Here is a 13,277-nt window from a genome sequence, read left to right as displayed (position 1 = left end):
ATGTCATTACTGCATCATTGGGAACATGAGTTCGACAAGGTCAAGGTCCGCCTGCATGGGTTGGTCACGCGGCTGGAGATGTCCTGGAAAAAGCTCGTCAACGATCTGGAGCCCGAGGAGTTCCAGGCCATCGTCAAGCTGTTGCAACGGGGCCACGACCAGGCCCGGCACGTGATCGAACATGGCGACCTGCCGGACGACGAGCCGGCCGTGCCGTGGGAGCTGGCCCACGGCCTGTCGATCCTGAAGATCGGCAACGCCAAGCCCTTGCCGCAAAGCGAAGACGAATTGCCGACCCGGGTGCTCAAGGACGGCACTTTGCTGGGCTGTCGCAAATGGGAATTGCTGGACCTGTTGTGGAGCGAGGCGCTGCTCAAGTGGATCGAGAACCTGCGCCATCATGCGCCGTTCGCCACCAACCCCGCGTTGGTGAAAATGGACAGCGACGTGGTGCTGGCCATTGCTGGCGACTGGGGTACCGGACCGTTCGATAGCCACGCTCCAGCCGTGGCGGTGGCCAATCAGATGCAACTGGCCGAGGCCGATTTCACCATTCACCTGGGGGATGTCTACTACGCCGGCACGCATTCCCAGGAAGACGTCGACATGGTCGGCTGGCCCCAGGGCAAGCACGGTTCGTTCACCCTCAATTCCAATCATGAGATGTACAGCGGCGCCCATGGCTACTTCAAGGAGCTGGCCAAGCGCTTTCCGGTGCAGCAGGGCACCAGTTACTTTGCCTTGTACAACGACGACTGGCTGGTGGTCGGCCTCGACAGCGCCTACGCCTCGGATGCCATGAACCTGTACATGGACGGCACACTCAACGTTCAACAGATCGACTGGATGAAAAGCCTGCCCAAGCGCAAGAAACTGATGGTGCTCAGTCATCACCAGGGGTTCGACATTTCCGGGCACAACAAGACCGCGCTGTACCAGCCGGTGTGCGATGCGCTGGGGCGTGAACCGGATTACTGGTATTGGGGGCATTTGCACAACGGGATCTGCTACGCCACCCAAGGCGGGTTGCACGCACGCTGCGCCGGGCACGGTGCGATTCCCTATGGCACCACCAGCGAGCTGAACGGGCATTCGCGGGTGTTGTGGTCGGAGACGAAACTGGCGGGGGACGAGGTGTATCCGGAGCGGGTGCTGAACGGGTATGTGAAGGTGCGGCTGGTGGGCGAGAACATCGAAGAGACGTTCTACGGGGAGGATGGCTCGGTGCGGTGGTCTTCGGTGACGGGCTGATAGTCAGGCCGCTATCGCGAGCAGGCTCGCCCCCACAGTGAATTTGTGGTGTATACGATATTTATGCATGACGCGGGACCTGTGGGAGCCAGGCTTGCCCGCGAAGACGGTGGTACAAACAACATTGATGCGAGTTGATCCACCGCTATCGCGAGCAGGCTCGCTCCCACAGGGGATCTTTGGCGGACCGAAGATCGAATGTGGAAGCGAGCCTGCTCGCGATGCCGTTGCTCTTAGGCCTGGACCTTGATGCCCTTGAGGTACGGAGCAGGCTCGGCGCCCAGGTTGTTCAGCATGCGACCGCTGTACCAGTCCACGAAGTTCACCACGCCGAACTCATAGGTCTTGGAGTATGGGCCAGGCTGGTAGGCGGTGGAGTTGATGCCGCGCTGGTTTTCTTCGGCCAGGCGACGGTCCTGGTCGTTGGTAGCGTCCCAGACTTCGCGCATGCGCGCCACGTCGTAGTCCACGCCTTCGACCGCGTCCTTGTGCACGATCCACTTGGTGGTGACCATGGTTTCCTGGGCGCTGATCGGCCACACGGTGAACACGATGATGTGGTCGCCCATGCAGTGGTTCCATGAGTGCGGCAGGTGCAGGATACGCATCGAGCCCAGGTCCGGGTTCTTGATGCGACCCATCAACTTGGCGCAGCCCTGCTTGCCATCCATGGTCATCGACACAGTGCCTTTGAGCAGCGGCATGCGCACGATGCGGTTACGCAGGCCGAAGCTGGCGTGTGCGTAAGGGATCTTCTCCGCTTCCCAGGCAGCAGCGGAAGCGGCCACGTGGTCCTTGAACGCCTGGTCTGCGCGCGGGTCGGTGACGTCGTCCCATTCCAGCAGGGTCTTGAGCAATTCCGGGTGCGAGCCGCCGCAGTGGTAGCACTCGCGGTTGTTTTCCAGCACCAGTTTCCAGTTGGCCTTCTCCATCAAGGTGGTTTGCACCGCCACCTTGGTGTTTTCCATGTCGTAGGGTTCCATGTAATGGCTCAGGGTCGACAGGAAATCATCGATGGCCGGCGGGTTCTCTGCCAGGCTGATGAAGATGTAGCCACCGGCGGTCTTCACGTTCACCGGCTTGAGGCCATACTGATTCATGTCGAAGTCGGCGCCCATTTCGGTACCGGCGAACAGCAGGCGACCGTCGAGCTCGTAGGTCCACTGGTGGTAATGGCAGACCAGCTTGGCAACCTTGCCTTTGTCGCTGGTGCACAGGCGCGAACCACGGTGGCGGCAGACGTTGTGGAAAGCGTGGACCACACCGTCGGCGCCGCGGATCACGATGATCGGGTTCTTGCCGACTTGCAGGGTCAGGTAGTTGCCTTTGGTCGGGATCTCGCAGGTCATGCCGGCGATCAGCCATTCCTTCTGGAAGATCTCCTGCATGTCGATATCGAACAGGCGCTCGTCGCTATAGAATGGCTGCGGCAGCGAGTAGGTGCGCTCGCGTTCCTGCAGCATCTGCACGGTGGCCTTGCGTGCGGGTTCCAGTGGATCGCCCAGGCTCAGGGTTGTGGTCACGTCCATCGTTGTATCCTCATGGCCATCTGTGTGGCCGGCGAAATATGGCTAATCGGTTGTGCTACGCAAGGCAGAAAACGTTGTTTGTCTGTTGGGGCGAGTGTGGGGCCGCGCCAGGCTGGAACCTTATCCATGGGCGACATGGCCCAATCTGTTCCCGACGCGCCAGAGCCGGTAGTTAGGGGCTGGTCGCGATAAGTATGTGAATGTCGCAGATAGGTAAATGGCCGTTCTGGCGCCTGCGCACAATCGCCACCATGAAGGCCGGCAGTCGGCCGTGGAGATCAACATGTCCAATAATTTCCTGAACCCGGTCACCACCCAGACCTGGGCCAATGGCCGACATATCGTACGTTGCGTCAAAGTCATCCAGGAAACCTGGGATGTGCGCACATTCTGCTTCATGGCTGACCAGCCGATCATGTTCTTTTTCAAGCCCGGGCAGTTCGTCACCCTGGAGCTGGAAATCGATGGCCAGCCGATCATGCGCTCCTACACCATTTCCAGCTCGCCGTCGGTTCCCTACAGCTTTTCGGTGACCATCAAGCGTGTGCCAGGGGGCAAGGTCTCCAATTGGCTGCACGACACCCTGCACGAAGGTCAGGAACTGGCGGTGCACGGGCCGGTAGGGCTGTTCAATGCCATCGACTTCTCCAGCCCGAAGGTGCTCTACCTCAGCGGCGGCGTCGGCATCACCCCGGTCATGTCCATGGCGCGCTGGTACTACGATACCAACGGCAACGTCGACATGGTGTTCATCCACAGCGCCCGTTCGCCCAAAGACATCATCTATCACCGCGAGCTGGAGCACATGGCGTCGCGGATCGACAACTTCAGCCTGCACCTGATCTGTGAAAAACATGGCCTGGGCGAACCCTGGGCCGGCTATCGCGGCTACCTGAACCACAAGATGCTGGAGCTGATGGCGCCAGACTTCATGGAGCGCGAAGTGTTCTGCTGCGGCCCGACGCCGTACATGAACGCGGTCAAGCGCCTGCTGGAAGCCGCCGGCTTCGACATGAAGCGTTACCACGAGGAATCCTTCGGCGCCACGCCACCGGAAGCCCGTGCCGACGCGGTGGAACAGGCCGAGCAAGCCGCCGACGCCCCTGAGGTCGATGCGGCGGACCTGCACCTGGTGGAATTCACCTCCTCCGGCAAGAGCATCCGCGTGGCACCGGGCGAAACCGTCCACGCCGCCGCCGCCAAGCTCGGCATGATGATCCCCAAGGCCTGCGGCATGGGCATCTGCGGCACCTGCAAGGTGTTGAAGCTGGGTGGGGAAGTGGAGATGGACCACAACGGCGGGATCACCGAGGACGACGAAGCCGAAGGCTACATCCTGTCGTGCTGCAGCGTGCCGAAGGGGGATGTGCGGATCGATTTCTGATCCGGCACATTCAGGTCTTCCTGCTGATCGTTCCCACGCTCTGCGTGGGAACGATCAGTAGCCCAGGCGCCGGCTTCAGGCGCTCATCACTTCCCGAATATCCGCCGCCAATTCCCGTACCCGCGCCTCTTCGGTATCCCACGAGCACATGAACCGTGCGCCGCCCTTGCCAATGAAGGTGTAGAAGCGCCAGCCGCGGGCCGTGAGTGCGGCGATGGCCGGCTCCGAGAGTTGCAGGAACACGCCGTTGGCCTGGACCGGGAACATCAGTTCTACGCCAGGGATATCGCTGACCAGTTGCGCCAGCAGCTGGGCGCAGTGGTTGGCGTGGCGGGCATGCTTGAGCCAGGCGTCGTTTTGCAGCAGGCCGACCCAAGGGGCTGAGAGGAAACGCATTTTCGATGCCAGTTGCCCGGCCTGCTTGCAGCGATAGTCGAAGTCCACCGCCAGGTCGTGGTTGAAGAACAGGATGGCTTCACCCACCGCCATGCCGTTTTTCGTGCCGCCAAAGCACAACACGTCCACGCCCACTTTCCAGGTCAGGTCTGCCGGTGAGCAGCCGAGGAAGGCGCAGGCATTGGAAAACCGCGCGCCGTCCATGTGCAGGTTCAGTCCCAGTTCCTTGCAGGTGGTGCTGATGGCGAGGATTTCGTCCGGTGTATAGACGCTACCGACCTCTGTCGCCTGGGTCAGGGTCACGACCCGGGGCTTGGGGTAGTGGATATCCTGGCGCTTGAGGGCAACTTCGCGGATCGAGTCGGGCGTCAGCTTGCCGTTTTCAGTGCGCGCCACCAGCAGTTTGGAGCCGTTGGAAAAGAACTCCGGGGCGCCGCATTCATCGGTTTCGACGTGGGCGGTTTCCGAGCAGATCACGCTGTGGTAACTCTGGCACAACGAGGACAACGCCAGGGAGTTGGCCGCGGTGCCGTTGAACGCGAAGAACACTTCGCAGTCGGTTTCGAACAGGGCACGGAAATCATCGGCTGCCCGGTGGGTCCATTCGTCGTCGCCGTAGGCGCGTTGGTGGCCCTGGTTGGCTTCTTCCATGGCCGCCCAGGCTTCGGGGCAAATGCCGGAATAGTTGTCGCTGGCGAACTGTTGACTCTTGTCGGTCATGGCCTTGCTCCTGAGGTAGAGAGTCCTGGGTAAAGGGTTCCCTGGCGGAATTCCCGAGTGGGGAGTCCCTTGGTTCGGCGTGTTTGGTTCACGACGTCGATGTTGGTGCGCACTTTACCCAAGATTAGCGGGGGAACACACCGGATGTTTCTGTCAGGAAATCACAAAACCGCCGAGCTGCTGTGCACATGAACCGGCGCGACGGGGCCTTGGATCTGCTCAAGTGGCTGGCTTTGTTGGCGATGGTGCTCGATCATCTGCGATATGTCGGCTTTTCCGCTGATTGGCTCTATGTGCCTGGGCGTCTGGCTTTCCCTTGGTTCTGTCTGGCGATGGCGGCGAACCTGGCACGGGACGGGGCCGGTGACATGCCGCGGCGTTATCTGGGCTGGCTGTTGCTGTTCGGCGCGGTCAGTGAAATGCCTTATCGATTGTTCATTCCCGATTCCTCTACCTTGAATGTGTTGCCGACACTGATCCTGGGGCTGCTGGTGGCACGCCTCTGGCGGGCCTCGACATGGGAGGCTCGGTGTATGGCGGCGGGGGCTTTGCTGCTGGCGGCGCTGTGCTCTTCACACCTGATGTTCGGTTTCTTTGGCGTGCTGCTGCCCTTGGCGATGGTGCTGGTGTTCCACCGGCCCTGGTACTTCGCATGGTTGCCGGGGCTGGTGTGCCTGGCGGCCAATCAGTGGCGGGTGCTCTACGGCGCTGCATGGTTGGGGAATGAGGTGGCGGCGTGGGGCATGCTGGCTTGCCTGTTTGCGCCAGGGCTCGGACTGCTGCTTTTGCGGCGGGCGGGTCGTTTCCATCCGCCGGCGATGCGGCGCTGGGCATATGCCTTGTATCCCGGACACTTCCTGGCTCGCGGTTCGCCAGGTCATCCAGTAACGCCCGTGGAACAGTTGTGGGAGCAAGGCTTGCCCGCGACCAGGCGCCTGGTTAGCCGAGCGAGCGCGTTGTTTTCATCGTGGGCAAGCCTTGCTCCCACTGCTTTGTTCCATCCACACCTTCAACTCTGCAAGTGCATGTCGTAAACGCGCCTTTGCGTGGCGTCCATAGGCATTTGACCTGCCTGCGCCAGCCATACCATCGCATCCAAAGGGCACTGTCGAACGGGCGGTGCCTCACCAAGACAAAAAGGCGTACCGACGCCGCTGGGAGAGACGCGATGTTCAGCAAGCAAGACCAAATCCAGGGTTACGATGATGCACTGCTGGCGGCGATGAACGCCGAAGAGCAACGCCAGGAAGATCACATCGAACTGATCGCGTCAGAGAACTACACCAGCAAGCGTGTCATGCAGGCCCAGGGCAGCGGCCTGACCAACAAATACGCCGAAGGCTATCCAGGCAAGCGCTACTACGGTGGCTGCGAGCACGTCGACAAGGTCGAAGCCCTGGCCATCGAACGCGCCAAGCAATTGTTCGGCGCCGATTACGCCAACGTCCAGCCGCACTCCGGTTCTTCGGCCAACAGCGCCGTATACCTGGCCCTGCTGCAGGCTGGCGACACCATCCTGGGCATGAGCCTGGCCCATGGCGGTCACCTGACCCACGGCGCCAAGGTGTCGTCCTCGGGCAAACTCTACAACGCCGTGCAGTACGGCATCGACACCACCACCGGCTTGATCGATTACGACGAAGTCGAGCGCCTGGCGGTCGAGCACAAGCCAAAAATGATTGTTGCCGGTTTCTCGGCCTACTCCAAGACGTTGGACTTCCCACGCTTCCGCCAGATCGCCGACAAGGTCGGTGCTCTGCTGTTCGTCGACATGGCCCACGTCGCTGGCCTGGTTGCCGCCGGTCTGTACCCGAACCCACTGCCTTACGCCGACGTGGTCACCACCACCACCCACAAGACCCTGCGCGGTCCCCGTGGCGGCCTGATCCTGGCCAAGTCCAACGAAGAGATCGAGAAGAAGCTCAACGCTGCGGTATTCCCGGGCGCCCAGGGCGGCCCGCTGATGCACGTGATCGCCGGTAAGGCGGTGTGCTTCAAGGAAGCGCTGGAGCCTGGCTTCAAGGCCTACCAGCAGCAAGTGATCGAAAACGCCCAGGCCATGGCTGGCGTGTTCATCAAGCGCGGCTACGATGTAGTGTCCGGCGGCACCGATAACCACCTGTTCCTGGTCAGCCTGATCCGTCAGGGCTTGACCGGCAAGGACGCCGATGCCGCCCTGGGTCGCGCTCACATCACCGTCAACAAGAACGCCGTGCCGAACGATCCGCAGTCGCCATTCGTGACTTCGGGCCTGCGCATCGGTACCCCGGCGGTGACCACGCGCGGCTTCAAGGTTTCCCAGTGCGTGACGCTGGCCGGCTGGATCTGCGACATCCTCGACAACCTCGGCGACGCCGATGTCGAGGCCAATGTCGCCCAGCAAGTGGCAGCCCTGTGCGCGGACTTCCCGGTTTATCGCTGAGTCGGTTTTGGAGTAATGACTATGCAACGCTATTCGGGCTTCGGCCTCTTCAAGCACTCTCTCAGCCATCACGAAAACTGGCAGCGGATGTGGCGTACGCCGACGCCGAAAAAGGTCTACGACGTGGTCATCGTCGGCGGTGGCGGGCATGGTCTGGCGACCGCCTACTACCTGGCCAAGGAACACGGCATCACCAACGTGGCCGTGGTCGAGAAAGGCTGGCTGGGCGGCGGTAACACCGCGCGCAACACCACCATCGTGCGCTCCAACTACCTGTGGGACGAATCGGCCCACCTGTACGAACATGCGATGAAACTCTGGGAAGGTCTGTCCCAGGACTTGAACTACAACGTGATGTTCTCCCAGCGCGGTGTGTACAACCTGTGCCACACCCTGCAGGACATCCGTGACTCCGAGCGTCGGGTCAACGCCAACCGCCTGAACGGCGTGGATGGCGAGCTGCTCAACGCCAAGCAAGTGGCCGACGAGATTCCGTACCTGGATTGCTCGAAGAACACCCGCTACCCGGTACTGGGCGCCACCGTCCAGCGTCGCGGCGGCGTGGCCCGTCACGATGCCGTGGCCTGGGGCTTTGCCCGTGCCGCGGACGCCCTCGGCGTGGACCTGATCCAGCAGACCGAAGTGATCGGTTTCCGCAAGGAAAACGGCGTGTGCATCGGTGTTGAAACCAACAAGGGCTTCATCGGCGCCAAGCGCGTCGGCGTGGTGACCGCCGGTAACTCGGGGCACATGGCCAAGCTGGCCGGCTTCCGCCTGCCGGTCGAATCCCACCCGTTGCAAGCCTTGGTGTCCGAGCCGATCAAGCCGATCATCGACAGCGTGATCATGTCCAACGCCGTGCACGGCTACATCAGCCAGTCCGACAAGGGCGACCTGGTGATCGGTGCCGGTATCGACGGCTGGGTCGGCTACGGCCAGCGCGGTTCGTACCCAGTGATCGAGCACACCATCCAGGCCATCGTCGAGATGTTCCCGGTGCTCTCGCGGGTGCGAATGAACCGTCAGTGGGGCGGCATCGTCGACACCACGCCGGACGCCTGCCCGATCATCTCCAAGACGCCAGTGCCGAACATGTTCTTCAACTGCGGTTGGGGTACCGGTGGCTTCAAGGCTACCCCAGGCTCGGGCAACGTGTTTGCCGCCAGCCTGGCCAAGGGTGAAATGCACCCACTGGCCGCACCGTTTTCCATCGACCGTTTCCACAACGGTGCGCTCATCGACGAACACGGCGCTGCTGCCGTCGCCCACTAACAGGAGAAATCCCTATGTTGCACATCTTCTGTCCTCACTGCGGCGAACTGCGCTCCGAAGAGGAATTCCATTCGTCCGGCCAGGCGCACATCCCGCGTCCACTGGACCCGAACAGCTGCACCGACGAGGAGTGGGGCGACTACATGTTCTTCCGCGACAACCCTCGCGGTTTGCACCATGAGTTGTGGATCCACGCTGCCGGTTGCCGCCAGTACTTCAATGCGACCCGCGATACCGTGACCTACGAAATCCTGGAAACCTACAAGATCGGCCAAAAGCCGCAATTCACTGACAAGGCTGACAGTCCGAAAGCGGCCGCACAGGCTCTGGGAGAGAAGGTATGAGCCAGATCAATCGCCTGTCCAACGGCGGACGGATCGACCGCAACAAAGTGCTGAGCTTCACCTTCAACGGCCAGACCTATAAAGGCTTCGAAGGCGATTCCCTGGCCGCTGCACTGCTGGCCAACGGCGTCGATATCATCGGCCGCAGCTTCAAGTATTCCCGTCCACGGGGCATCTTTGCCGCCGGTGCGGAAGAGCCGAACGCGGTGCTGCAGATCGGCGCCACCGAAGCCACGCAGATTCCTAACGTACGTGCCACGCAACAGGCGCTGTACCAGGGCCTGGTCGCCACCAGCACCAACGGCTGGCCGAGCGTGAACAACGACATGATGGGCATTCTCGGCAAGGTCGGCGGCAAGCTGATGCCGCCGGGCTTCTACTACAAAACCTTCATGTACCCGCAATCGTTCTGGATGACTTACGAAAAGTACATCCGCAAGGCCGCCGGCCTGGGTCGCTCGCCGACCGAGAACGATCCGGATACCTACGACTACATGAACCGTCACTGCGACGTGCTGATCGTCGGTGCCGGCCCTGCCGGCCTGGCCGCCGCTCTGGCCGCCGGCCGCAGCGGTGCGCGGGTGATCGTGGCTGACGAGCAGGAAGAGTTCGGCGGCAGCCTGCTCGATTCCCGCGAGAGTCTGGACGGCAAGCCGGCGACTGAATGGGTCGCGGCGGTTGTGGCTGAGCTGCGCTCGATGCCGGAAGTATTACTGTTGCCTCGCGCCACGGTGAACGGTTACCACGACCACAACTTCCTGACCATCCACGAACGCCTCACCGATCACCTCGGTGACCGTGCGCCAATCGGCCAGGTGCGTCAGCGCATCAACCGTGTCCGCGCCAAGCGCGTAGTGCTGGCCACCGGTGCTTGCGAGCGTCCGCTGGTCTACGGCAACAACGATGTGCCGGGCAACATGCTGGCCGGTGCAGTCTCTACCTATGTGCGTCGCTACGGCGTGGCACCGGGCAAGAAACTGGTGTTGTCCACCAACAACGATCACGCCTATCGTGTTGCGCTGGACTGGTTCGACGCCGGCCTGCAAGTCGTTGCCGTCGCCGATGCCCGCAGCAATCCGCGAGGAGCGCTGGTGGAAGAAGCCCGGGCCAAAGGTATCCGCATCCTCACCGGCAGCGCCGTGATCGAGGCCCGTGGCAGCAAGCGCGTGACCGCTGCTCGCGTCGCCGCGATCGATGTTCGCGGACAGAAAGTTACCAGTCCCGGCGAATGGCTGGACTGCGATCTGGTCGCCAGTTCCGGCGGCTACAGCCCGGTGGTCCACCTGGCTTCGCACTTGGGCGGCAAGCCGATCTGGCGTGAAGACATCCTCGGTTTCGTACCGGGCGAAGCACCGCAGAAACGCGTGTGCGTCGGCGGCGTGAATGGCGTCTACAGCCTCGGCGATACGTTGGCCGATGGTTTCGAGGGCGGCGCGCGCGCAGCCAGCGAAGCGGGCTTCAAAACCGTGGAAGGGGTGTTGCCTAAAGCCCTGAGCCGTCATGAAGAGCCAACTCTGGCGCTGTTCCAGGTGCCGCACGAGAAAGCAACCGCACGGGCGCCGAAGCAGTTCGTCGACCTGCAGAACGACGTCACCGCCGCCGCCATCGAACTCGCTACCCGCGAAGGCTTCGAGTCGGTGGAACACGTCAAGCGCTACACCGCACTGGGCTTCGGTACCGACCAGGGCAAGCTGGGCAACGTCAACGGCCTGGCCATCGCGGCCCGTTCGCTGAACGTGAGCATTCCGCAGATGGGCACCACGATGTTCCGTCCGAACTACACGCCGGTGACATTCGGCGCGGTGGCCGGCCGGCACTGCGGGCACATCTTCGAACCGGTTCGCTTCACCGCGCTGCATGCCTGGCATGTGAAAAATGGCGCCGAGTTCGAAGACGTGGGTCAGTGGAAGCGCCCTTGGTACTTCCCGAGGAATGGCGAAGATTTGCATGCCGCGGTCAAGCGCGAATGCAAGGCTGTGCGCGACAGTGTCGGCCTGCTGGACGCATCGACCCTGGGCAAAATCGACATCCAAGGTCCGGATGCCCGTGAGTTCCTCAACCGCATCTACACCAACGCCTGGACCAAGCTCGACGTGGGCAAGGCCCGCTACGGCCTGATGTGCAAGGAAGACGGCATGGTGTTCGACGACGGCGTAACCGCCTGCGTCGCTGACAACCATTTCATCATGACCACCACCACCGGCGGTGCGGCTCGTGTGCTGCAATGGCTGGAGATCTACCAGCAGACCGAATGGCCGGACCTGAAGGTGTACTTCACCTCGGTCACCGACCACTGGGCAACCATGACCCTGTCGGGTCCCAACAGCCGCAAGCTGTTGAGCGAAGTCACCGACATCGACCTGGATCGTGACGGCTTCCCGTTCATGACCTGGAAAGAAGGCCTGGTGGGTGGCGTGCCGGCGCGGGTGTTCCGGATCTCGTTCACCGGCGAGCTGTCGTACGAAGTCAACGTGCAGGCCGACTACGCCATGGGCGTGCTCGAGAAGATCGTCGAGGCCGGCAAGAAGTACAACCTGACCCCGTACGGCACTGAAACCATGCACGTACTGCGGGCCGAGAAGGGCTTCATCATCGTCGGCCAGGACACCGACGGCTCGATGACCCCGGATGACCTGAACATGGGCTGGTGCGTGGGCCGTACCAAACCGTTCTCGTGGATCGGCTGGCGTGGCATGAACCGCGAAGATTGCGTGCGTGAGAACCGTAAGCAACTGGTGGGCCTCAAGCCAATCGACCCGAATGTATGGCTGCCGGAAGGCGCGCAGTTGGTCTTCAACCCCAAGCAGTCGATTCCGATGACCATGGTAGGTCACGTGACCTCCAGCTATGCGCACAACTCCCTGGGCTATTCGTTCGCCATGGGTGTGGTCAAGGGGGGCTTGAAGCGTATCGGTGAGAGGGTCTTCTCGCCGCAGGCTGATGGCAGCGTGATCGAGGCAGAGATCGTTTCTTCGGTGTTCTTCGATCCGAAGGGCGATCGGCAGAATATTTAACATTCAAGCCCCGTGGGTAGGGGGCGTGTGGGAGCAAAGCTTGCTCGCGATGCAGGCGACACGGTAGCCGTCAGACCGAATTATCGTTCATCGCGGGCAAGCCTTGCTCCCACAGCCCTACGCAACGGCAGGCCAAGCAAGACTCAAGACAGGTGCTATATGACAGCAGCCAATGTTTACCAACAACGCCCAACCACCGGGGCCAAAGCCGAGTCGTCGCTGCATCATGCCGACCTCGCCAGCCTGGTGGGCAAGGGCCGCAAGAACGCCGGTGTGACCGTGCGCGAGAAAAAGCTCCTGGGCCACCTGACCATTCGTGGCGACGGTCACGATGCGGCATTCGCCGCGGGCGTGCACAAGGCACTGGGTATCGAATTGCCGGGCGCATTGAGCGTTATCGTCAAGGGTGAGACCAGCCTGCAATGGATGGGGCCGGATGAATGGCTGCTGGTCGTGCCGACCGGTGAAGAGTTCGCCGCCGAGAAAAAGCTGCGGGAAGCCTTGGGCGACCTGCACATTCAGATCGTCAATGTCAGCGGCGGCCAGCAGATTCTTGAACTGTCCGGCCCAAACGTGCGCGACGTACTGATGAAATCCACCAGCTACGACGTACACCCAAGCAGCTTCCCGGTAGGTAAGGCCGTGGGCACGGTGTTCGCCAAGTCGCAATTGGTGATCCGCCACACCGCCGAAGACACCTGGGAGCTGCTGATCCGCCGCAGCTTCTCCGATTACTGGTGGCTGTGGTTGCAGGACGCTTCGGCTGAGTATGGTTTGAGCGTGCAGGCCTGATTTTTGGCCTTGGCGGTCAATCTGTGGGAGCAAAGCTTGCTCGCGATCGGGCTACCTCGGTTTCAACGAGACCGCATTGCTTCATCGCGAGCAAGCTTTGCTCCCACAGAGGCCTCCCTGCCATAGCAGCAGTTGTTCACAATCAACAGGAGT

10 protein-coding genes are annotated in these 13,277 nt (G+C 61.7%); 8 read left to right on the top strand and 2 right to left on the bottom strand.

The annotated features are described in order from the left end of the window. A complete protein-coding gene (locus tag QZH45_RS27890; protein ID WP_024779452.1) occupies positions 1-1,251 on the top strand; it encodes a metallophosphoesterase family protein in 1,251 nt (416 codons plus the stop codon). 233 nt (positions 1,252-1,484) lie between these two features. Here QZH45_RS27890 and gbcA read toward each other — a convergent pair whose 3' ends face one another. Then, on the bottom strand, positions 1,485-2,780 hold the full coding sequence (gene gbcA / locus QZH45_RS27885) for a glycine-betaine demethylase subunit GbcA (protein ID WP_024779451.1): 1,296 nt from the start codon (positions 2,778-2,780) through the stop codon (positions 1,485-1,487). A 283-nt stretch (positions 2,781-3,063) separates the two neighbouring features. Here gbcA and gbcB point away from each other — a divergent pair, with 283 nt between their 5' ends. After that, the gene (gene gbcB, locus QZH45_RS27880; RefSeq protein WP_069018548.1) at positions 3,064-4,164 is read left to right on the top strand and encodes a glycine-betaine demethylase subunit GbcB; all 1,101 of its coding nucleotides are present in this window, start codon (positions 3,064-3,066) and stop codon (positions 4,162-4,164) included. A gap of 75 nt (positions 4,165-4,239) precedes the next feature. Here the strand turns inward: gbcB and QZH45_RS27875 are convergent, their stop codons facing one another. After that, on the bottom strand, positions 4,240-5,280 hold the full coding sequence (locus QZH45_RS27875; protein ID WP_055136008.1) for a low specificity L-threonine aldolase: 1,041 nt from the start codon (positions 5,278-5,280) through the stop codon (positions 4,240-4,242). A gap of 188 nt (positions 5,281-5,468) precedes the next feature. Between QZH45_RS27875 and QZH45_RS27870 the strand changes: the two genes are divergently transcribed. The 6 genes from QZH45_RS27870 to QZH45_RS27845 all read left to right on the top strand — a co-directional run bounded on the left by QZH45_RS27870 (position 5,469) and on the right by QZH45_RS27845 (position 13,124). Continuing rightward, positions 5,469-6,314, top strand: coding sequence for a TraX family protein (locus QZH45_RS27870; protein WP_081325347.1), 846 nt, complete (start codon positions 5,469-5,471; stop codon positions 6,312-6,314). A gap of 134 nt (positions 6,315-6,448) precedes the next feature. Then, positions 6,449-7,702 carry a serine hydroxymethyltransferase gene (gene glyA / locus QZH45_RS27865; protein WP_024779447.1) on the top strand — a complete coding sequence of 418 codons (1,254 nt, stop codon included), beginning with the start codon at positions 6,449-6,451 and terminating at the stop codon, positions 7,700-7,702. 21 nt (positions 7,703-7,723) lie between these two features. Continuing rightward, positions 7,724-8,974 (top strand): sarcosine oxidase subunit beta family protein, encoded by a 1,251-nt coding sequence (locus QZH45_RS27860; RefSeq protein WP_024779446.1) that lies wholly within the window; start codon positions 7,724-7,726, stop codon positions 8,972-8,974. A gap of 14 nt (positions 8,975-8,988) precedes the next feature. Then, entirely contained in the window at positions 8,989-9,318 is a 330-nt protein-coding gene (locus tag QZH45_RS27855) for a sarcosine oxidase subunit delta (protein WP_024779445.1), read from the top strand. Next, positions 9,315-12,332 carry a sarcosine oxidase subunit alpha gene (locus tag QZH45_RS27850; RefSeq protein ID WP_024779444.1) on the top strand — a complete coding sequence of 1,006 codons (3,018 nt, stop codon included), beginning with the start codon at positions 9,315-9,317 and terminating at the stop codon, positions 12,330-12,332. The genes QZH45_RS27855 and QZH45_RS27850 overlap by 4 nt, the downstream gene beginning before the upstream one ends. 159 nt (positions 12,333-12,491) lie before the next feature. Further along, on the top strand, positions 12,492-13,124 hold the full coding sequence (locus tag QZH45_RS27845; protein ID WP_024779443.1) for a sarcosine oxidase subunit gamma: 633 nt from the start codon (positions 12,492-12,494) through the stop codon (positions 13,122-13,124). The last annotated feature ends 153 nt before the right edge of the window (positions 13,125-13,277 follow it).

Origin of the sequence: Pseudomonas corrugata (assembly GCF_050920615.1) — a bacterium.
Taxonomy (GTDB): domain Bacteria; phylum Pseudomonadota; class Gammaproteobacteria; order Pseudomonadales; family Pseudomonadaceae; genus Aquipseudomonas; species Aquipseudomonas corrugata.
The sequence above is the reverse complement of the archived record's forward strand: the minus strand, read 5'-3'. Positions and strand labels throughout refer to the sequence as shown.